This window comes from Ruegeria sp. CE6 (genome assembly GCF_056537485.1).
Window position 1 is genome coordinate 256,288 of record NZ_JBQFRR010000003.1, and the last position, 19,446, is coordinate 275,733.

The 19,446-nt window shown below is 58.4% G+C and carries 21 protein-coding genes; 9 read left to right on the forward strand and 12 right to left on the reverse strand.

The window, feature by feature from the left end; genetic code table 11:
• The first annotated feature begins 14 nt into the window (after window positions 1-14).
• Both ACR0DK_RS15215 and ACR0DK_RS15220 read left to right on the forward strand, forming a co-directional pair.
• A complete protein-coding gene (locus ACR0DK_RS15215; protein ID WP_170395730.1) occupies window positions 15-1,727 on the forward strand; it encodes a tetratricopeptide repeat protein in 1,713 nt (570 codons plus the stop codon).
• Window positions 1,717-2,535 carry a 4-(cytidine 5'-diphospho)-2-C-methyl-D-erythritol kinase gene (locus ACR0DK_RS15220; RefSeq protein WP_480736903.1) on the forward strand — a complete coding sequence of 273 codons (819 nt, stop codon included), beginning with the start codon at window positions 1,717-1,719 and terminating at the stop codon, window positions 2,533-2,535. The genes ACR0DK_RS15215 and ACR0DK_RS15220 overlap by 11 nt, the downstream gene beginning before the upstream one ends.
• On the opposite strand, the gene ACR0DK_RS15225 is transcribed toward ACR0DK_RS15220, so the two are convergent.
• On the reverse strand, window positions 2,528-3,526 hold the full coding sequence (locus tag ACR0DK_RS15225; RefSeq protein ID WP_170513874.1) for a polyprenyl synthetase family protein: 999 nt from the start codon (window positions 3,524-3,526) through the stop codon (window positions 2,528-2,530). The two genes, ACR0DK_RS15220 and ACR0DK_RS15225, sit on opposite strands and share 8 nt — an antisense overlap.
• Before the next feature lie 56 nt (window positions 3,527-3,582).
• Between ACR0DK_RS15225 and ACR0DK_RS15230 the strand changes: the two genes are divergently transcribed.
• From ACR0DK_RS15230 to ACR0DK_RS15240, 3 genes are all read left to right on the forward strand, one after another.
• Entirely contained in the window at window positions 3,583-3,798 is a 216-nt protein-coding gene (locus ACR0DK_RS15230) for a putative signal transducing protein (RefSeq protein ID WP_008755664.1), read from the forward strand.
• On the forward strand, window positions 3,795-4,562 hold the full coding sequence (locus ACR0DK_RS15235) for a methyltransferase (protein WP_170395736.1): 768 nt from the start codon (window positions 3,795-3,797) through the stop codon (window positions 4,560-4,562). Before ACR0DK_RS15230 ends, ACR0DK_RS15235 begins: the two co-directional genes overlap by 4 nt.
• Before the next feature lie 124 nt (window positions 4,563-4,686).
• Window positions 4,687-4,851, forward strand: a complete 165-nt coding sequence (locus ACR0DK_RS15240) for a YdcH family protein (RefSeq protein ID WP_170395738.1) — start codon at window positions 4,687-4,689, stop codon at window positions 4,849-4,851.
• 4 nt (window positions 4,852-4,855) lie between these two features.
• Here the strand turns inward: ACR0DK_RS15240 and yddG are convergent, their stop codons facing one another.
• From yddG to ACR0DK_RS15290, 10 genes are all read right to left on the reverse strand, one after another.
• On the reverse strand, window positions 4,856-5,722 hold the full coding sequence (gene yddG / locus ACR0DK_RS15245; RefSeq protein ID WP_480736908.1) for an aromatic amino acid exporter YddG: 867 nt from the start codon (window positions 5,720-5,722) through the stop codon (window positions 4,856-4,858).
• Complete coding sequence (locus ACR0DK_RS15250) at window positions 5,719-6,666, reverse strand: transcriptional regulator GcvA (RefSeq protein WP_170513880.1); 948 nt, start codon at window positions 6,664-6,666, stop codon at window positions 5,719-5,721. Before ACR0DK_RS15250 ends, yddG begins: the two co-directional genes overlap by 4 nt.
• Window positions 6,667-6,969: 303 nt before the next feature.
• Window positions 6,970-7,692 carry an acetoacetyl-CoA reductase gene (phbB, locus tag ACR0DK_RS15255; RefSeq protein WP_170513883.1) on the reverse strand — a complete coding sequence of 241 codons (723 nt, stop codon included), beginning with the start codon at window positions 7,690-7,692 and terminating at the stop codon, window positions 6,970-6,972.
• A gap of 187 nt (window positions 7,693-7,879) precedes the next feature.
• Window positions 7,880-9,055 (reverse strand): acetyl-CoA C-acetyltransferase, encoded by a 1,176-nt coding sequence (locus tag ACR0DK_RS15260; protein ID WP_170395746.1) that lies wholly within the window; start codon window positions 9,053-9,055, stop codon window positions 7,880-7,882.
• 194 nt (window positions 9,056-9,249) lie between these two features.
• Window positions 9,250-10,083 carry an EAL domain-containing protein gene (locus tag ACR0DK_RS15265; protein WP_480736913.1) on the reverse strand — a complete coding sequence of 278 codons (834 nt, stop codon included), beginning with the start codon at window positions 10,081-10,083 and terminating at the stop codon, window positions 9,250-9,252.
• 110 nt (window positions 10,084-10,193) lie between these two features.
• Window positions 10,194-10,382 carry a hypothetical protein gene (locus tag ACR0DK_RS15270; protein ID WP_223117534.1) on the reverse strand — a complete coding sequence of 63 codons (189 nt, stop codon included), beginning with the start codon at window positions 10,380-10,382 and terminating at the stop codon, window positions 10,194-10,196.
• 90 nt (window positions 10,383-10,472) lie between these two features.
• Window positions 10,473-11,444, reverse strand: a complete 972-nt coding sequence (locus ACR0DK_RS15275; protein WP_480736916.1) for a sterol desaturase family protein — start codon at window positions 11,442-11,444, stop codon at window positions 10,473-10,475.
• A complete protein-coding gene (locus ACR0DK_RS15280; protein WP_170395754.1) occupies window positions 11,441-11,827 on the reverse strand; it encodes a hypothetical protein in 387 nt (128 codons plus the stop codon). Before ACR0DK_RS15280 ends, ACR0DK_RS15275 begins: the two co-directional genes overlap by 4 nt.
• A gap of 59 nt (window positions 11,828-11,886) precedes the next feature.
• Entirely contained in the window at window positions 11,887-12,216 is a 330-nt protein-coding gene (locus ACR0DK_RS15285; protein WP_170395756.1) for a hypothetical protein, read from the reverse strand.
• A gap of 93 nt (window positions 12,217-12,309) precedes the next feature.
• A complete protein-coding gene (locus ACR0DK_RS15290; RefSeq protein WP_170395758.1) occupies window positions 12,310-12,876 on the reverse strand; it encodes a TlpA disulfide reductase family protein in 567 nt (188 codons plus the stop codon).
• 21 nt (window positions 12,877-12,897) lie between these two features.
• On the opposite strand from ACR0DK_RS15290, the gene argH reads away from it, so the two are divergent.
• From argH to ACR0DK_RS15310, 4 genes are all read left to right on the forward strand, one after another.
• Window positions 12,898-14,286 carry an argininosuccinate lyase gene (gene argH, locus ACR0DK_RS15295; protein ID WP_170395760.1) on the forward strand — a complete coding sequence of 463 codons (1,389 nt, stop codon included), beginning with the start codon at window positions 12,898-12,900 and terminating at the stop codon, window positions 14,284-14,286.
• Complete coding sequence (locus tag ACR0DK_RS15300) at window positions 14,286-14,468, forward strand: argininosuccinate lyase (protein ID WP_170395762.1); 183 nt, start codon at window positions 14,286-14,288, stop codon at window positions 14,466-14,468. Before argH ends, ACR0DK_RS15300 begins: the two co-directional genes overlap by 1 nt.
• A 294-nt stretch (window positions 14,469-14,762) precedes the next feature.
• Window positions 14,763-16,028, forward strand: coding sequence for a diaminopimelate decarboxylase (gene lysA, locus ACR0DK_RS15305; protein WP_170395764.1), 1,266 nt, complete (start codon window positions 14,763-14,765; stop codon window positions 16,026-16,028).
• 36 nt (window positions 16,029-16,064) lie between these two features.
• Window positions 16,065-18,611, forward strand: a complete 2,547-nt coding sequence (locus tag ACR0DK_RS15310) for a TIGR02302 family protein (protein ID WP_480736919.1) — start codon at window positions 16,065-16,067, stop codon at window positions 18,609-18,611.
• Here ACR0DK_RS15310 and ACR0DK_RS15315 read toward each other — a convergent pair.
• Window positions 18,608-19,375: a zinc-ribbon domain-containing protein gene (locus tag ACR0DK_RS15315; protein ID WP_170636708.1), complete on the reverse strand. Its 768-nt coding sequence runs from the start codon at window positions 19,373-19,375 to the stop codon at window positions 18,608-18,610. The genes ACR0DK_RS15310 and ACR0DK_RS15315 overlap by 4 nt on opposite strands.
• Between the last annotated feature and the right edge of the window lie 71 nt (window positions 19,376-19,446).

Consider the following 19,446-nt stretch of genomic DNA (forward strand, 5'->3'; position numbering starts at 1 on the left):
AAGGCAGATTATCAGTGGTTTCCCTGGTTCGACGCGCGGCTCTGGCCGTGATCCTCAGTTCTTCAATCGCGTTTCCTGCGGTATCGGATACCGGATCGGGGTCGTATCTGGCCGGGCGTCAGGCGATTTATGAGAGCGACTATCCCGCTGCCGAGCGTTACTATGCGCAGGCGCTTCGCGCTGATCCCCAAAATCCGAAACTGCTGGAAAACGTGGTCGTCGCCCGGCTCGCCTTGGGTGAGATTGAGCGGGCCCTGACCGTCGCCGAAGTTATCGAGGAAAATGAACTGCCCAGCCAGGCCGCTCGGATGGTGATCGCCGCCAATCTGGTGGCAGATGGCAAGCTGGATGAATTTCTGGCCCGCGATCCTGAAACGCAAGGGGTTGGACCGCTGGTTGATGGCCTGATGATTGCTTGGGCTCATATGGGGCAAGGCGCCATGACCAAAGCGATGGAACAATTTGACGTTGTTACCACGCAGGAAGGGCTGAAAGAATTTGCACTTTATCACAAGGCCATGGCGTTGGCGTCAGTCGGAGACTTTGAGGGGGCCGAGGCGATCCTTGCCGCAGATGATGGCCTGGTCGCCCGTTTTTCACGCCGGGCTGCGCTGGCGCGTGCCGAAGTGCTGTCGCAGCTGGATCGCAACGACGATGCGCTGGAATTTCTGGATAACGTCTTTGCCGCCGGCAGTGATCCGACCATCGAAGGTTACGTCACCCGGCTGTCTGATGGCGAAACGCTGCCCTTTACCCATGTCCGTTCTGCACAGGATGGCATGGCCGAGGTTTTCTTCACCGTTGGCGCTGCGCTGAGTGCCGAGGCCGCGCAGGATTATGTTCTGCTATATGCCCGCGTCGCGGCCTTTCTGCGGCCTGACCATATTGATGCGCTTTTGCTAAGCGCTGAGTTGTTGGATGGGCTGGAACAATATGATCTGGCGGTTGATGTCTATCGGCAGGTGCCTCCGGACAGCAGCGATTATCACGCCGCCGAGCTGGGGCGCGCCGAGGTGCTAAGTCGCTCTGACAGAAAAGAAGCTGCCGCCGAGGTCCTGCAAAACCTTGCCGCTCAAAGCCCTGATTTGCCCGGTGTGCATGTAGCTTTGGCCGACCTGCGGCGCCAGCAAGAGGATTACGCGGCAGCGGTCACCTCTTACGACAAGGCGATTGGCCTGACGGAAGAGGGTGCAGGCGGAAACTGGTTCCTGCATTATGCCCGCGGGATATCGCATGAACGTCTGAAGAACTGGGACGAGGCCGAGGCCGATTTCCGCCGCGCGCTTGAGTTGAACCCGGACCAACCACAGGTGCTGAACTATCTCGGGTATTCGCTGGTCGAGCGGCGCGAGAAATTGGACGAAGCGTTGAATATGATCGAACGCGCCGTCGCAGCGCGCCCTGACAGCGGCTATATCGTTGACAGCTTGGGCTGGGTGTTGTTCCGCCTGGGCCGGTACGACGAAGCAGTCGACCACATGGAGCGCGCCGTTGAACTGATGCCGGTCGATCCGGTGGTAAATGATCATCTGGGCGATGTTTACTGGGCCGTAGGTCGCGGGCGTGAAGCCGAGTTCCAGTGGAAACGAGCCCTGTCTTTCATTGATCCTGAAGATACCGACGGCGAAGCCGATCCTGAACGCATTCGCCGCAAGATTGAAGTCGGATTGGATGCGGTTCTGGCCGAGGAAGGCGCCGAACCCCTGAAGGTCGCCAATGAAGGCTGAGGCATTTGCCCCCGCCAAGATCAACCTGACCCTGCATGTGACCGGCCAACGCGCGGATGGCTATCATCTGCTTGATTCGTTGGTTGCCTTTGCCGATGTTGGGGATCAGTTGAGCCTCAGTTCCGGCCCCGAGCTGTCTCTGTCGGTCACGGGTGAGTTTTCGGATGGCGTACCGACCGATGATCGCAATCTGGTCTGGCAGGCCGCCGAGGCCGCAGGCTGGACCGGTCGCATTCATCTGAACAAACAACTGCCGCACGGTGGCGGTGTCGGGGGCGGCTCCTCGGATGCTGCGGCGCTATTGCGCACTGCGACGAAGGGGGGAGAGTGGCCCGATAGCGTGCCGCTGTCGCTTGGCGCGGATGTCCCGGTATGCATACATGCTGCTGCAGCGCGTATGCGCGGGATTGGTGAACAGATTGAGCCGATGGCGTTGCCGCCCCTCCCGGCGCTTTTGGTCAATCCGGGTATTGAAGTTCCCACCGGCCCGGTGTTTTCCGCTTTGCACAGCAGAGACAACGCACCGATGCCTGCTGAGATCCCTGCATTCAAAACTCCGGAAGACTGCGCCACGTGGTTGCAGGTTCAGCGGAATGATTTAGAGGCACCTGCAATATCTGTAGCGCCGGATATTGCGGAGGTCATAGCGGCGTTGGAAGACACCCGAGACGCGTTGATGGTTCGTATGTCGGGTTCAGGCTCAACCTGTTTCGCACTTTATCCAACGCTCAAAGCAGCCCATTTTGCCGCCTATGAGATCGGCGCGGTCCAACCCGGCTGGTGGTGCCGCGCAACGACGCTCAGTTAAGGCGCGATACGACGTAATCGGCCAGATCGCCTAACAGGGTGCGGATTTCGTGATCCGGAAGAGGCGCCAGCGCAGCCTTGGCCTTGGCCGCCCAACCAAACGCATCCGTGCGGGTTGCGTCCAGCGTGCTGTATTTGGCCATCAGTGACAAAGCGTGATCCAGATCGCCCTCTTCCTGCCGTCCGCGACCGATCGTCCGTTCCCAAAACGCGTGTTCCTCGGCAGTTGCCTGAGCCACGGCTTTGATCACTGGCAGGGTCAATTTGCGTTCACGGAAGTCGTCGCCGACGTTTTTGCCTGTGGCCGCACTATCGCCTTGATAATCCAAAAGATCATCTGCGATCTGGAACGCGATTCCAAGCGCATCGCCATAGTCATACAGCGCCTTGACCTGAGCCTCAGTCGCGCCTGCGATCACACCACCCACTTCGGTTGCAGCAGAAAACAGCGCCGCTGTCTTGCCGCGCACAACCTGCAGGTAGACACTTTCATCCGTGCCCAGATCGGTGGCCGCTGTCATCTGCAGCACCTCGCCTTCGGCGATTGTGGCCGACGCATTTGCAAGGATATCCAGAACCCGCAACGAACCGGTTTCGACCATCAACTGGAAGCTGCGGGAAAACAGGTAATCGCCAACCAGAACACTGGATTTATTGTCCCATAGCAGGTTTGCCGTGGGTCGCCCGCGCCGCTGCCCGCTTTCATCGACGACATCGTCATGCAGCAGGGTTGCGGTATGAATGAACTCGACCGTTGCAGCCAGCTTGACGTGATGGTCGCCTGAATAGCCGAACAGCTGCGCCGCCGCCAGGGTCAGCATCGGGCGCAGACGCTTACCGCCCGCCTCGACCAGGTGCGCGGTCACTTCGGGAATGCGCGGGGCATGTTCCGACGCCATACGCGTCCGAATCAGCGTATTTACTGCTGCCATTTCGCCCGCAAGCATCTCTGCCAGACGCTCATGCGGTTTCGAGATCGTGCTGACGTTCATCACTCTCCTGATACAAGGCTCGACATCCCTGTCACCTTGCCCTTACATCCATCCCCATGAAAGAACTATTGCGCAGCACCGATCCGACAATCCTAGCCTTTGCAACGGCTCTCCTTGAGGGCGAGGATATAGACTGCTTTCAGATGGACGTAAATATGAGCATCCTAGAAGGCGGCATCGGAATCTTTCCCCGTCGCCTGATGGTGCGGGCAGATGATCTGACTCGCGCCGAACGGGTCATGCGCGATAACGAGATCCCGCTGGGGCGATGAGCAGCTTTTCCGACAGTGATCTGACCTGCAATGATTTTCTGGGCGGGCGTGTGCGTCTGTGGCAGCCGCGCTCAGGATATCGTGCAGGGGTCGATCCGGTCTTACTGGCGGCATCGGTCCCGGCACAAGCTGGCCAGTCGGTGCTGGAATTGGGCTGCGGGGCAGGGGCTGCTATTCAGTGCCTAATGGCGCGAGTGCCGCACCTGAAGGCAACTGGGGTTGAACTGCAGGCTGGCTATGCAGATCTGGCCCGCCGCAATTCGGAACAAAACGCAGCGATCACCGTGGTTGAGGCGGATTTGAACGCACTACCGAATGATCTGCGACAAGAACAGTTCGATCATGTGATCGCCAATCCGCCCTACTACCGGGCAGGCGCGCATAGCCCTGCCACCGACGCGGGTCGGCAGATCGCACTGGGTGAAGACACGCCGCTTGAGGACTGGATCAATGTCGCCGCCCGACGTCTGGCGCCGCGCGGTTATCTTCACATGATCCAGAGGGCAGACCGGCTGCCCGATATGCTTGCGGGGTGCGCGGGCCGCTTGGGCTCGATTCAGGTGCTACCTCTGGCCCCCCGTGTGGATCGCGGGGCTGAGCTAGTGGTTTTGCGCGCCAGAAAGGGCGGACGCGCCGCATTTCGGCTGCACGCTCCGCTGATTCTGCACCTCGGTGAACAGCACGTAGAAGACGGTGAAAGCTATACTCCTGTGGTTTCGGCGGTGTTGCGCGATGCGGCGGATTTGACAGGGCACTTTGCCTGATCGGCAATGACCAGCCGAATTTGTCGGATTTATTATAGATTTCGTGCGTCTGCAGCGTGACAGGCTGGAAATGATGTGATCAACTTCTTACGTGACACTTACAAACCAGAGAAGGAGGACCGCCATGAGCGTGAGCGCACATCTGACGGAGTTGAAGAAAAAACACGAAATTCTCGGTCTTGAAGTGGAAGAAGCGCAACGCTCACCTGGTATTGACGATCTCCATATCGCACAGCTGAAGAAGCAAAAGCTGAAGCTAAAAGAAGAGATCGAGCGCCTGTCGACCTAAGGTTCTAGGCCTTCAGGCTGGCGCGGGCCGCGATGGCAGCGCCACCGGTGACAAACAAGGCCGCGATCGCCAGACCCCAGGACGGGGCGGCGATCCCGGCCAGAACCAACACAAGCGTCGATAACAAAGGTGCCGCGTATGAGGCGGTGCCCAGGATTTGAATGTCTCCGCGCTTGACCCCGATATCCCAGACATAGAATGCCAGCCCCACAGGCCCGAGGCCGAGCGCAAGGGTCGAGGCCCAGCCGAATGCGCCTTGCGGCCAGATCGTTTCTTCCACCGCGAAATGCAGGCCCCATGAGGCGATGGCCGTCAGGACGCAGAACACCGCGACCGAGCTTGTGGGCACATCGCCCAGCCGACGCGACAGTACTGAATAGCTGGACCATGTCAGCGCGCAGAGCAAAGCCAGCCCGTAACCGGGCAAGTGTTGAATCTGGAAGCCAGCGCTGCCTCCACCGGTGATGATGACGGCGGCTCCGGCAAAACCAAGGCAGGCTCCGATAAGGTGGCCCGGTTTCAGATGCTCTCCGGGCAGCAGGCCTGACAGAAGAACGATCAGTAAGGGCCAGAGATAGGCGATCAGCCCGGCCTCGGCCGCGGGGGCCATGCGTAAGGCGGAAAAATACAGCGCGTGGTAGCCGAAAAGACCAATCGCGCCAAACAAATATGTCGTCCACGCGACTTGGCGCAGTTGCCCCAGCCCACCGCTCGACATGGTCCAGATCAGGCCCAACGTGCCGCCGATGGTAAAACAGATCGCGTTCAACAACAAAGGCGGCGTCGGGGCCGAGCCCACAGTGAACAGCGCCAGAAGAGACCACAGCAAAACCGCGACAAAGCCGACTGCGGTCGCGCCCATTCTGCTCATTCACCAGCTACCTTCTCAACAGGGATGATTTCAAACTCATCCGATATATGCGCGGTCTTTTCAATCTCGGATATGAACCAGTCGCGGAACGCTGCGATCTGCGGTCGCTTCTCTGCCCCTTGCAGGCAGAGGAAACGAAATCGCCCGGCGGTCTCCAGTGCCACTTTGAACGGCGCGACCAGTCGCCCTTCGGTCAGGTCTTTCAGGATCATGGCGCGCCGCCCCAGAACCACGCCCACCCCGGCCACGGCAGCGTCGATGGCGTGATCGGCGTTCGAAAAATGCGCCCCATGGGTCGGAGTGAAATCCAATCCAACCGCACGGAACCACGCGGGCCAGTCGCAACGCGGCTTGAGGAAACTGATCGAATCGTCATGGATCAGGGGGGCGTCGCGCAACGACGCTGGCGTGGGGAATTGTTCGGCCAGCTCCGGGGTCATAACCGGTGTCAGCCATTCCTTGCGGACGGGAACGGAATAGAGCCCCTCATCCGGCCCATAGCCAAAGCGGATCGCCACGTCCACGTCATCCCGTTCAAGGTCCATGTTGCGCAGAGTGGCCGAGAATTTCAGGTCAATCCCCGGATTTGCACGGGCGAATTCATAAAGGCGCGGTGCCAGCCATTTCGCCGTCAGGGCAGGACCTGCTGTAACCGTGAGGCTTGTTTCATCCTGCAGCCTCCGCGTCGCTTGCCACGCGGCTTGCAGGGCGGCAAAGCCATCTGCGGTTCCGGGTGCCAATGTGCGCCCGGCTTCGGTCAGTTCGACGGCGCGATTGAGCCGGCGAAACACGGGGTGGCCCAGATGCTCTTCTAACGACTTGATTTGAAAGGACAGGGCCGCAGGTGTCACATTCAGCTCCTCCGCCGCCTTGGCAAACGACATATGTCGTGCGGCGGCATCGAAGGCGCGCAAAGCAGTCAGCGGAGGCAGGCGGTCGGTCATGGCGGTTAAGTTTTTCTGAACTGAAGGATCGAAAACTCTCGTTTGTGTAATTTAAAATCAAAGGCCATGTTGATGGCAAGACAAATCCAACTTGATTGAGAAGGGTTCAGCATGATCGAGATGACAACAAACCCAGCCATTCAGAACGCCATTCACCGCGCGCATGAAGAGCGCGGCAAGGCGGTTGTAGGATTCTGGTCCTGGCTATTCGGTTCCCGCTGATCGCAGCGCGCGTGATCTTACGGGATAAAAGAAGGGCCGGTCCTTGATGGACCGGCCCGTTTTCATTCTCAGATCGTCGGTTTAGACGAAGAACTGTGCACCGTTTGCGGAAATGGTCGAGCCGTTGATGAACTGCGAATCGTCCGACGCCAGGAAGGCCACGCAACGCGCGATTTCTTCCGGTTCACCCAGACGACCAGCCGGGATTTGACCGATGATCGATTCGCGCACTTTTTCCGGCACGGCCATGACCATTTCGGTCGCGATGTAGCCGGGGCAGATCGCGTTGGCCGTGATACCGGCCCGCGCACCTTCCTGCGCCAGAGATTTCACGATGCCCAGATCGCCCGCTTTGGTTGCGGCATAGTTGACCTGCGCAAACTGGCCTTTCTGACCGTTGATCGAGCTGATCACGATGATACGACCAAATTTACGCTCGCGCATACCCGGCCATACCGGGTGCACGGTGTTGAAAACACCAGTCAGATTGGTGTCGATGACCTGATGCCACTGTTCAGGTGTCATCTTGTGGAACGGTGCGTCGCGGGTGATACCGGCGTTGGCGACCACGATGTCGATCGGGCCAACCTCGGTCTCGACTTTTTCGATGCCCGCTTTGGATTCGTCGTAATCCGCAACATTCCATTTATAAGTTTTGATACCGGTTTCGTCGGTGAACTTTGCGGCGGCTTCGTCATTGCCTGCATAAGTGGCGGCAACATTGTATCCTTCGGCCTTCAGCGCCTTGGAAATTGCTGCGCCGATGCCGCGGGAACCGCCGGTTACGAGTGCTGTACGTGCCATTTAGGACTCCTCCAAATTTAGTCGCCTTGGTAATTCTGTTACTCTGAGCGTTAAGGGTGCGCAATATCGTTTCGTGATCGATCTTGTCTTTCTGTCCGGCGATATTGTCGCATCTAAGGGGTATGATCCGATTGTAACAAAAAAGGGCGCCCAGTGGACGCCCTTTTGTATTTAGTTTTCAGCGCACTTAGTCACGCTCCACACACAGGGCGACACCCATGCCGCCGCCGATGCAGAGGGTCGCGAGACCTTTCTTGGCATCCCGGCGCTTCATTTCGAACAGCAGGGTGTTCAGAACCCGGCAGCCGGACGCGCCGATTGGGTGTCCGATGGCAATTGCACCACCGTTGACGTTTACGATCGACGGATCCCAACCCATGTCTTTGTTTACAGCGCAGGCTTGCGCTGCGAAGGCTTCGTTTGCTTCGACAAGATCCAGATCATCGACCGACCATCCAGCTTTCTCCAGAGCCTTGCGCGAAGCGTAGATCGGGCCAACGCCCATGATCGACGGGTCAAGTCCGGCGGTCGCGTAGGATGCAATTCGGGCCAAGGGCTCAATCCCACGCTTTTCGGCATTCTCAGCCGACATCAGCAGGGTGGCTGCGGCACCGTCATTCAGGCCCGAAGCGTTTGCGGCCGTGACAGAACCGTCCTTGGCGAAGGCGGGGCGCAGTTTGCCCATGGCTTCGATTGTCGCGCCGTGGCGGATGTATTCGTCCTTGTCCATCACGATGTCGCCCTTGCGGGTCTTGATGGTGAAGGGCACGATTTCATCGGCGAACTTGCCAGCGTTTTGGGCCGCTTCGGCTTTGTTTTGCGAGGCGACCGCAAATTCATCCTGCATATCGCGGCTGATCTGCCATTTCTCGGCGACGTTCTCAGCCGTTTGACCCATGTGATAGCCGTTGAAGGCATCCCACAGACCATCGCGGATCATCGTGTCGATGTATTTCATGTCACCCATTTTATGACCGGCGCGCAGGGCGGCGGCATGGGGCGACAGGGTCATGTTTTCTTGTCCACCAGCCGCAACGATGTCGGCATCGCCCAATTGGATATGCTGTGCACCCAGAGCAACAGCACGCAGACCCGAACCGCAGACCTGGTTGATGCCCCAAGCCGCGCTTTCCTGCGGCAGGCCCGCATTTATATGCGCCTGGCGCGCTGGGTTCTGACCTTGGGCGGCAGTCAGGACCTGGCCCATGATGGTTTCGCTTACTTCGCCCTTGTCGATCCCGGCACGTTCGACAACTGCTTCAAGGACGGCAGCGCCCAGATCATGTGCGGGGGTGTTCGCAAACGAACCGCTAAAGCTACCGACGCCCGTACGTGCGGCGGATGCGATTACTACGTTGGTCATAAAGTCAATCCTTTACCGTCATGGTCCTGTGGGAAATCTGACGGCGCGGTTTGAGGAGAAGTCTTCTCCGGGTGCAAGAGCGCCTCGTGATCCCCCGCTCAAGCATCTTCTGCAATAGCGCAATGCTGCATCTGCAGCAACGGACAGCTTGTCTCAGAGTGAGCCTTGGCGGTGTTCCGCGCGACAAGCTGCTATCAACTGCCCGTTTTTGCAGCTTTTTCCGAGCTCCAGGGCGGAGTGACTGAAGGCGCTCCATACAGAAAGCCCTGCAGACAATCGACACCATTTGCGATCAGGAAATGAGCATCTTCGTCACTTTCGACCGATTCGGCGGTGACAAGAATTTCGAATTCCCGCGCAACTGCAATCAGTGCGCGCGCCAGCGATTGATTGTCGGGATTGCTGCTGATGCCCCTGATGAACTGCCCATCGATCTTGGCGGCATCGAACAGAAATTCACGAAAGTGGCGAAAGCCAAAGTTACTGGCCCCAAAATCATCCAGCGCAAAGGCGATACCGCGGGCTTGTTGGCGATCCATGAAATCTACCACCAGTTCGGGCACCTGCATCGCCGAAGATTCTGAGATTTCCAGAATCAACCTTTCGCCCAAGCTTGTGTCTTTTTTCAGAAACCTATCCAGCACACGCGACCAGTTGGAATAACCGATGGACCGCGCGGACATGTTGATCGACAGGCGGATGCCAGGGTTGCGGATCAGAGTGCGCAGCCCCATTTCAAGCGCGACGCAATCAAGGTCCCGGCCAATTGGCGTGTTCTCAACCTGTGGCATGAACTCGCGCGCGGGGATGACGCGGCCGGTTTCATCCAATACACGGATGAACCCTTCGTAGAACGCGATTCCCTGAGGAGGATGTGCTTGAACGACAGGCTGGAACGCCAGCCTGCATTGTCTATGCTTTACGGCTTCGGTCGCCATCTGTACCACCGATCGATCCCGTGAAGTGACGGCGGCGCTCAAAGGGTCGTCCGATCCCTCGGGCAGGTCTGCGCGTTTCCTGTTTCCCATGACGTACCGTTCCCCTGATCCCGATGATTTTGGCCGGGGCCAGTTTCAGGGAAGACAGGTAAAACCGGGGTTAACGCTCAAAATTTTATCGCAGGTGGTGGGGCGGAAGATCAGTGTGTTGATTGCCATGCATGACGCAGCGAAGCAGCTGCACCGATAAGCGCTCCTAAAAGTCCCAGCGCGGCCATGACAAATCCCAACCCCAATAGCGCGGGCATTGCTCCGTTGAGTGCGACGGTCATTGTGATGACGAGGCCCAGCAAACCTGTGATCGTAGAAATTCTCATCAGCTTTGACATGCGGACCTCCGGAAATGCACTCTTAAAACATCTCAGGGGATATGGAGCGCTTGTGCCAAATTTCAAGCAAAGAAAAGGTCTTTTTGAGACCTAGACCCGCTTGGCTGTGGAAGCAGGTGATTTGGTGCCGAACTGCTCGAATCCCGGTGTGCCGTGATCTTGCGGATGGCGGACAAGGTGCTTGGCCTTGATCTGTTGGGAATTGTCGCGGCTGCCATCGTGGCTATAGCCCGGAGGGGCAAAACAATAAGCCAGACGTTGGCGCAAGGTCAGGCCCGGTTGGGTGGCGTCCCGCCAGATTCCAACCCATTCATGAAACGCCACGCGCAGCGGATTGAACGTGCCGATATTGTGGACAAGCCCATAGTCGACCTTGTCATCTTCTTGCTCGGGGACAAATGTGCCGAACATCTTGTCCCAGATGATAAAGACACCCGCATAGTTGCAATCAAGATATCGCGCATTTCGCCCATGATGGGCGCGGTGGTGACTGGGCGTATTCATGACGGCTTCGAACCAGCGCGGCATTTTGCCGATCGCTTCGGTATGGATCCAGAATTGGTAGATCAGGTTCAGACCTCCGACGAACAGCACCATCGCCGGGTGAAAGCCTAGTAAGATTAGCGGCGCACGTACCACCATCATAAAGGTGAATGTATAGGTCCAGGTCTGCCGCAGCGCCGTTGTCAGGTTGTAATGCTGTGAGCTGTGGTGGTTCACATGACTGGCCCAGACCCAGCGAATGCGGTGCCCAAAGCGGTGCACCCAGTAATACCGCAGATCGTCCAGTACAAAGCACAAGATGATGACCGGGATCGAGGTCCCTAGGTTGAGCGGTGTTATCTGCCACAGCCACATGAAAAACGCATATGCGATGAAGCCCAGCAAAAAGCCCGAGGCGATATTGCCTGCCCCCATGATCAGCGAGGTCAAGGCATCGCGGGTTTCGTACCTACCGCCCCGGCCTTTGATCGCGATCCAAAGGAATTCGGCCAGAATGGCCGCGATGAAGAAGGGCACGGCCCATTGCACCGCGTCGGGAAAGCTCACGTGATCGGTCATGCGGGATCCATCAGATATTGCCAGTGCTGGCGTTCGGTCTCATCAAGGTGGACGATGACCCGAGGAGTGCTGAAATCGTGGAACAGGACTTCAAAGCCTTCGGGATGATCCAGCCAATCGAAATCCCGTAAATGGCGGGCCACGGTATCGGCACCAAAGGACCACAGCAGACCGGCTCCGGTTTCGGTTCGGATAAGGGCGGCGTGACTATCATGGGCAACGGTTACGTCAATGATTGAATCATCTGGAAAGTGACGCAGCCACTGTTCCTGTGCTGTCTTGGGCGTCAGCACTTGCAAGCGTGATTTGCCCGTCAGATGCAGCAGCAAGGCGACCCCGGCAATGCCGCCGACGACGAGGATCAATAGTATTTCCAGCGGCATTCCATCCTCCTGCAGATAACCTGCAAGCGGGCGATTTGTCTGTCAAAGGTGGCGTGGCGTCAGCCGCTTTCCAGGCTTTCCAGAATCTCATGCTGGACGATGCGTGCGACAAACGGCATTAACCCGTCAGGGCCAGAGGCCCGATCTTTGAGATGGATGCAGATATCGGGCCTTCGCGCGGCGATGATGCCAACCATTTCTCCGCGTATCTTGTCATCAAGACCCGCGCCCATGATCGCACAGGCGATGCGCGGTTCCGCGTCCAGCTGCCGCCGCACCTCATCCTGATCATGCGCGCCCAGCCACTGAATCGGCAGGTGATCCAGTTGTTGTGCCACGTTGCCGATTACATTCGGCAACCGCCCAATCAACAGAACTACCGGTTTCATCGGAGTCTCCCTTTCTTCCGGTCGCAAACGAAAACCGGCCCGTTGGGGCCGGTCTCATTCTAACACAGATTTTCTGCAAGAGCGCGCGGGACCTCAGCTATTGCCTTCGACAAGCGCTGAAATTATCGCCTTGGCACTGTCCGAGTTCCATTCTGCATCACCGATCAGGCGTGCGATCTCATTGCCATCGGGGTCGATGATCACAGTGATCGGCAGGCCAATCACTCCCATTTCGCGTGCAACCGCCTGTTTCGGATCCTGATGGCGCGGCAAGTTGTCGATGCCGTTTTCGTCAAAGAACTTCTTGATCCCGGCAGGTGTGTTGCGACCGGTCGCCAGGGTCAGAACCTCGAATTTGTCACCGCCAAACTCCTGTTGCAGTTCAGCGATCTGAGGCATTTCTTTGCGGCACGGCGCACACCATGTGGCCCAGAAGTTCAGCAGCACATACTTGCCTTTGTAGTCGGCCAGCGATCCGGTGCCACCATCATCTTCTAGTTCAAAATCGACCACTTTGACCGGCTTGGGCTCACTATGCAGTATCAGCCGCTTCAGGCTGCCCTCACGCAATGGGCCAAGCGTTGCCGCATCTGTTGCCAAAGCGGCGTTTGCACCCAGCGCTAGGGCCATATAAAGGGGGATCAGACGTAACAGGCGCATATCAACTCCGGGTTTTCTTTCATGACCGATCAATCTTCGAACCAGATGTGGGGCGGCCGCTTTGCCGCTGGTCCAGACGCGATCATGGAGGCGATAAATGCCTCGATCGGGTTCGATCAGCGGATGGCAGCCCAGGACATCGCAGGCTCGCGCGCCCATGCCGCCATGCTGGCTGCCACAGGCGTTATTACTGATAGTGATGCGCACGCCATTCGGGAAGGCCTGCTCACCGTTTTGTCAGAAATTCAGAACGGAGAATTTCAGTTCTCGACTGCGCTGGAAGACATTCACATGAATGTCGAGGCGCGACTGAAAGAGGTGATCGGAGAACCCGCAGGCCGTCTGCACACTGGCCGGTCGCGAAACGACCAGGTGGCGACCGATTTCAAACTCTGGGTTCGCGACCAGCTAGATGCCGCAGAATCCGGTCTTCTGGCCCTGATCCGCGCGCTTTTGGCGCAGGCCGAGGCCGGGGCAGACTGGGTCATGCCCGGTTTCACCCACCTGCAAACCGCGCAGCCGGTAACCTGGGGTCACCACATGATGGCCTATGTCGAGATGTTTGGCCGCGATCTGTCCCGCGTGCGCGACGCCCGTGCCCGGATGAACGAATCCCCCTTGGGCGCAGCCGCGTTGGCCGGGACCTCTTTCCCAATCGACCGCCAGATGACAGCCGAGGCGCTGGGCTTCGACCGCCCCGCAGCCAACTCACTGGACGCTGTCAGCGACCGCGACTTCGCATTGGAGTTCCTGTCGACCGCCTCGATTTGCGCCATGCACTTGTCGCGCTTTGCCGAGGAACTGGTAATCTGGTCCTCGGCCCAATTCCGGTTTGTATCACTGTCTGATCGCTTCTCGACTGGTTCATCAATCATGCCGCAAAAGAAGAACCCCGATGCAGCTGAGCTCATCCGCGCCAAGGTTGGCCGCATATTTGGTGCGAATACTGGCCTGATGATGGTGATGAAGGGGCTGCCGCTGACCTATTCCAAGGACATGCAGGAAGACAAAGAACAGGTATTTGATGCGGCAGATAACTGGATGCTGGCACTTGCCGCGATGGAAGGCATGATCAAGGACATGACCGCCAATCGCGAAAGCCTGGCTGCCGCTGCAGGGTCTGGCTTTTCAACTGCGACCGACCTGGCCGACTGGTTGGTCCGCGTGCTGGGCCTGCCCTTCCGCGACGCGCACCATGTCACTGGATCGCTGGTGGCCATGGCTGAAAGCAAGGGCTGCGACCTACCGGATCTGACGCTGGAGGACATGCAATCGGTCCACGCGGACATCACCGACGACGTCTATTCTGTTCTTACCGTCGAAAATTCGGTAAACTCTCGCCAATCCTATGGCGGCACCGCACCGGATCAGGTGCGGGCCCAGATCAAGCGATGGAAGGCGCTGGTGTAATGCAGATACGACGGGTGGTGCTATTGATTGCGGTCGCAGCGGCCTTGGCCGGGTGTGGTGCAGATGGCGAACCCATACAGCCCACCATGAGCGCAAGCGTCGGCGTAGGCAGCAGCGGCACCTATGGCGGTGTTGGCGTTGGTCTCAGACGCGGTGGGCTGGGCGTTTATCTGGGGCTCTGAACTCCAAAATTGCAATTTACTGATCGCACACCCATCTGCATCTGACACGTCCTGAATGACAAAGAGAAAATGCATGAGACCTGTCGGCCTGATCCTCTGCCTCGCCGTACTTGCAGCTTGCGACCCGACAGGCGCACCCCGAACGGAACCAACGGCCGCACCCAGCGGGTCCGGGGTCTCGGTTTCAGGATATGCGAGGGTTGGCGCGTCAAAGACGTTCTGAACCGCGACGGTGACCACAACCCTACCGGAATCATTTGATCCACATACCTCTTTTGGTCTAAGCGCGCAGGCATGGATCATTTTCTCTACCGCGACGGCGCGCTTTTCGCCGAGGATGTGCCAATCTCCGAAATCGCAGCCGCGGTCGGAACCCCGTTCTATGTCTATTCGACGGCGACGCTGCAGCGGCATTTCAAGCTGTTCGATGACGCGCTTGAGGGCACTGATCACCTGGTCTGCTATGCGATGAAAGCGGCCAGCAATCAGGCGATCCTGAAGACGCTGGCGCAGGCAGGTGCGGGAATGGATGTGGTTTCGGGCGGGGAATATCTGCGCGCCAAAGCCGCGGGCGTGCCCGGAGACAAGATTGTCTTTTCGGGCGTCGGCAAGACAGCGGATGAGATTCGTACCGCTCTGACCGGTGGAATTCGTCAGTTCAACGTCGAATCCGAGCCCGAAATGCAGGTGATCAATGCGGTTGCACTGGAATTGGGCAAGGTTGCGCCGATCACTGTTCGGGTGAATCCGGACGTGGATGCAAAAACCCACGCCAAGATCGCCACCGGCAAGTCCGAGAACAAGTTCGGCATCCCAATCTCGCGTGCGTCCGAGGTTTATGCACTGGCCGCAAGCCTTCCGGGACTGGAGGTGATTGGGATCGACGTTCATATCGGCTCACAACTGACCGAGTTGGAACCGTTTGAGCTGGCTTATAACAAGGTTGCGGAACTGACAGAGCGCCTACGCGCAGAGGGGCATAACATCCGCCGCCTCGATCTGGGCGGTGGTTTGGGTATTCCTTATGCCCGTTCCAACGACGCGCCTCCGCTGCCGGTTGAATATGGTGCGATGGTCAAGAAAACACTGGGCCATCTGGGCTGCGAGATCGAGATTGAGCCTGGTCGGCTGATCGCTGGCAATGCGGGTCTGATGGTGTCCAAGGTCATCTATGTCAAATCCGGCGAAGACCGCGATTTCCTGATCCTCGATGGCGCGATGAACGACCTGATCCGCCCCGCGATGTATGAGGCGTATCATGATATTGTGGCGGTCGAAGAACCTGCCGCCGGGGTCGAACAACGCCCTTATGACATCGTTGGTCCGGTCTGTGAATCCGGGGATACCTTTGCAAAACAACGCAACATGCCCCCTCTGAAATCGGGCGATCTTATCGCATTCCGCAGTGCAGGTGCCTACGGTGCAGTCATGTCTAGCGAATACAATACGCGGCCCCTGATCCCTGAGGTTCTGGTGAACGGGGATCAATTTGCCGTAATTCGTGAACGCCCAAGCTTTGACGAAATCATAAACCGCGATACCATACCAGAGTGGCTTTGACGCGATAGGCGCGTCGGGCCGATCAGGAGGCCCGCCTTGCGCGACAACCAGACCTTGCCAATTCCAAGACTGTCCCTGTGGCTGACGCACGCGGGTATGCTGGCTGAGCAGGTGATGCGCGCCTTCTGGCCGTTCTTTTCTATTCTCATGGCGCTGCTGGCCGCCCTGATGCTGGGTCTGCACGATCTTGTGCGCATTGAAGCCGTTTGGATTTCTGCAGCGGTCGGATTGATTGCTTTGATTGCGACAGCGGTTTTCGGAATAAAACGGTTCCATCTGCCAACCCGGGCCGAGGCGTTGGTTCGGCTGGATGAAACCCTGCCCGGACGCCCGATACAAGCACTGATGGACGATCAGGCAATCGGTGCGATGGATGCGGATTCGGTGGCACTGTGGCATGCGCACCAGACGCGCATGGCAGATCGTGCATCAAAGGCCGATCCGGTGAAACCCGACTTGCGGCTGGCGTCTCGCGATCCCTATGCGCTTCGCTATGCTGCCTTATTGGCACTCGTCGTTGCGGCTCTGTTCGGCTCGTTCTGGCGGATAGGCTCGGTCGCTGACATGACGCCGGGGACCGCTCAGGCGGGGCAGGGCCCGACTTGGGAGGGTTGGGTTGAACCGCCGCGCTACACCGGACTGCCAACGCTCTATCTGGCCGATCAGACCGATCCAACATTGACAGTGCCCAAAGGCAGCCGCATCACGCTTCGATTTTATGGCGAGGTCGGCGCACATAGTCTGACGGAAACTTCGACGCCTCTGGGCACCGAAGCCGCGACGGACCCGGAACAGGAATTTGTTGCCGAACGCTCGGGTCAGATGCGGATTGATGGCCCGGCAGGGCGCGATTGGGCGCTTGAGATCCTTCCAGACACTGCCCCCAGGATCGCGACGGCAGGAGTGGCGCAATCAGAGGCTGGCGGACAGATGAAGCTGCCCTTCGCTGCTGCGGATGACTATGGAATCGTCTCCGGCACAGCCCGGATCGAATTGGACCTGCCAGCGGTCAACCGTCAATTCGGTCTTGCGACCGAGCCAGAACCGCGCGAGATCATTACGGTCGAGTTGCCAATGCCGATTACGGGCGATCGGACCGATTTCACCGAAGACTTGATCGAGGATTTCTCGCAGCACCCTTGGGCACATTTGCCGGTGAAAATAACCCTCATGGCCATCGACGCGGCGGATCAAGAGACGGTGGCAGAACCTTATCTGACAGAACTGCCGGCCCGTAGGTTCTTTGACCCATTGGCTGCTGCGGTGATCGAACAGCGGCGCGATCTGCTCTGGTCGCGCGAAAACGCGCTGCGTGTATCGCAATTGCTGCGTGCGGTTTCGCACCTACCCGAGGACCTGTTCCGCTCAGATACAGCGTATCTGCGTCTGCGTGTGATCCTGCGGCGGCTGGAGACCTTCGACAAATACGGCGCACTGAACGTCAAACAGCAGGAAGAAATTGCGCAAGCGCTGTGGGATCTGGCGGTTCTGATCGAGGATGGCACGCTGGCCGACGCATTGGAACGGATGCGCCGTGCGCAAGAGCGTCTGACCGAAGCGATGCAGAACGGTGCCAGCGACGAAGAGATTGCCGAACTGATGCAGGAGCTGCGCGAAGCGACACAGGATTACATGCGGCAACTCCAGCGTCTGGCGCAGGAAAACGGTGAGACGCAGCAAGGACAGCAGGGCCAGAACGGCGAAACCCTGCAGATGACGCAGGATGACCTGCAGCGAATGATGGACCGCATTCAGGAGCTCATGGAACAAGGCCGCATGGCCGAAGCGCAGCAGGCATTGGAAGAGTTCCAGCAAATGATGGAAAACATGCGCGTCACACAAGGGCAGGGCCAAGGTGGCCAGTCCGAAGGACAGCAGGCCATGGAAGGGCTGGCAGAAACCCTGCGCGAACAACAGGGCCTCAGCGATCAGGCATTCCGCGACCTGCAGGAACAGTTCAACCCCGGAGCGCAAGCGGGCGAAAGTCAGGGCAATGAGGGCCGCAACGGTGGTCTGGGACGCGGCCAGAGCCATGAAGGCCAGGGCGGTCAGGGCCAGGGTCAGGATGAGGCTGGTGAAGGCCAGCAAGGTCAGGGGACACTGGCGGATCGGCAGCAGGCGCTGAGGGATGAGTTGAGACGGCAACAACAAGGTCTGCCCGGCGGTGGTACACCCGAAGGCGACGCTGCGCGCGAAGCATTGGGCCGTGCGGGCCGGGCCATGGACGACGCCGAAGAAGCCTTGCGCAGCGATGATCTGGCCGAGGCGATTGACCGTCAATCCGAGGCGATGGAAGCCTTGCGCGAAGGCATGCGTTCACTGGGCGAAGCCCTGGCGCAGAACCAGCAGAACCAGCCGGGTCAAGGGACCGAGGCCGGCGACATGCAGGCCAATAACCGCGATCCATTGGGTCGTACGCCAGGTTCCGCGGGATCAATCTCGACCGACGACAACCTGCTGCAAGGCGAAGATGTATATCGCCGTGCGCGCGAGTTGCTGGATGAAATCCGCCGTAGGACCGGTGAACAGGATCGGCCTCAGATCGAGTTGGAATACCTCAAGCGATTGCTCGAAAGGTTCTAGTTCTGCCCTGCGCCCCCGGTCTGTGTCTCAAGCCAAAGGCGCGCTTGATCGACCAGTGAGACATATGATTTCAACATCGGATCAGCCTGAGGAACCGCCTCGCTGATCTGATTGGCATTGCCATATATCAGAAACAGAATGACGCCGATGATAATGATCAAGGCAAAGCCACGCAGAAACCCACCGGATTTGCGGGCCGGAGCAACGGCTTCAGCTTCGTCCGATGTCAAGTCGCTGCGCAGACCCGAGTTGATCGCCTCAACATCCGGCAGCTCATCTTTCTGACCTGCGTCAGCGGCGGTTTCAGTGGCCGAGGGCCGTTTCGGTTTGACCTTGGGCTCTTCAGGCGGATCCAATGCCAGATCAGGTTGGCTTTCCAGATTGCTGCCTTCACGCTCGCGCAGCTCTGCCTCGCGTGCAGCCTCTTCCTTGAGGATGCTGGATACCGCCGGGTCAACGTTTCCAACACTCAATTCCTCGGGCGCATCGGGTTCTGGTGTGTCTTCTGCCTTAATCTTTTCTGGCTCGGCCTTGGCCGCATCGGGTTCTGGCGCATCCTCTGACTTAACATCTTCCGGTTCGGCAAAGGCTGCCTGGATTGCAGTTGCAGATTTCGCTTCCGGCTCTGCTTTGCTGGCGACTGGATACTTTTCCTGAAACCAGGTCTCTTCGCAAGCCGAGCATTGAACTTCGCGCCCGTCCTCGGGGATCACTTCGTCCGGGACTTCGTACTGGGCGCTGCAATTCGGACACGTTAAACGCATTCTGCCTCCTGGCCTTCAAGGCTGGCCTGATAATAGTTTTTTCAGGGATGATATTCCGTTAAGACCCAACA

Coding starts and splice junctions, on each gene's coding strand:
- ACR0DK_RS15220 (WP_480736903.1), top strand. CDS start 1,717: ATGAAGGCTGAGGCATTTGCCCCCGCCAAGATCAACCTGACCCTGCAT.
- ACR0DK_RS15225 (WP_170513874.1), bottom strand. CDS start 3,526: ATGAACGTCAGCACGATCTCGAAACCGCATGAGCGTCTGGCAGAGATG.
- ACR0DK_RS15230 (WP_008755664.1), top strand. CDS start 3,583: ATGAAAGAACTATTGCGCAGCACCGATCCGACAATCCTAGCCTTTGCA.
- ACR0DK_RS15235 (WP_170395736.1), top strand. CDS start 3,795: ATGAGCAGCTTTTCCGACAGTGATCTGACCTGCAATGATTTTCTGGGC.
- ACR0DK_RS15240 (WP_170395738.1), top strand. CDS start 4,687: ATGAGCGTGAGCGCACATCTGACGGAGTTGAAGAAAAAACACGAAATT.
- yddG (WP_480736908.1), bottom strand. CDS start 5,722: ATGAGCAGAATGGGCGCGACCGCAGTCGGCTTTGTCGCGGTTTTGCTG.
- ACR0DK_RS15250 (WP_170513880.1), bottom strand. CDS start 6,666: ATGACCGACCGCCTGCCTCCGCTGACTGCTTTGCGCGCCTTCGATGCC.
- phbB (WP_170513883.1), bottom strand. CDS start 7,692: ATGGCACGTACAGCACTCGTAACCGGCGGTTCCCGCGGCATCGGCGCA.
- ACR0DK_RS15260 (WP_170395746.1), bottom strand. CDS start 9,055: ATGACCAACGTAGTAATCGCATCCGCCGCACGTACGGGCGTCGGTAGC.
- ACR0DK_RS15265 (WP_480736913.1), bottom strand. CDS start 10,083: ATGGGAAACAGGAAACGCGCAGACCTGCCCGAGGGATCGGACGACCCT.
- ACR0DK_RS15270 (WP_223117534.1), bottom strand. CDS start 10,382: ATGTCAAAGCTGATGAGAATTTCTACGATCACAGGTTTGCTGGGCCTC.
- ACR0DK_RS15275 (WP_480736916.1), bottom strand. CDS start 11,444: ATGACCGATCACGTGAGCTTTCCCGACGCGGTGCAATGGGCCGTGCCC.
- ACR0DK_RS15280 (WP_170395754.1), bottom strand. CDS start 11,827: ATGCCGCTGGAAATACTATTGATCCTCGTCGTCGGCGGCATTGCCGGG.
- ACR0DK_RS15285 (WP_170395756.1), bottom strand. CDS start 12,216: ATGAAACCGGTAGTTCTGTTGATTGGGCGGTTGCCGAATGTAATCGGC.
- ACR0DK_RS15290 (WP_170395758.1), bottom strand. CDS start 12,876: ATGCGCCTGTTACGTCTGATCCCCCTTTATATGGCCCTAGCGCTGGGT.
- argH (WP_170395760.1), top strand. CDS start 12,898: ATGACCGATCAATCTTCGAACCAGATGTGGGGCGGCCGCTTTGCCGCT.
- ACR0DK_RS15300 (WP_170395762.1), top strand. CDS start 14,286: ATGCAGATACGACGGGTGGTGCTATTGATTGCGGTCGCAGCGGCCTTG.
- lysA (WP_170395764.1), top strand. CDS start 14,763: ATGGATCATTTTCTCTACCGCGACGGCGCGCTTTTCGCCGAGGATGTG.
- ACR0DK_RS15315 (WP_170636708.1), bottom strand. CDS start 19,375: ATGCGTTTAACGTGTCCGAATTGCAGCGCCCAGTACGAAGTCCCGGAC.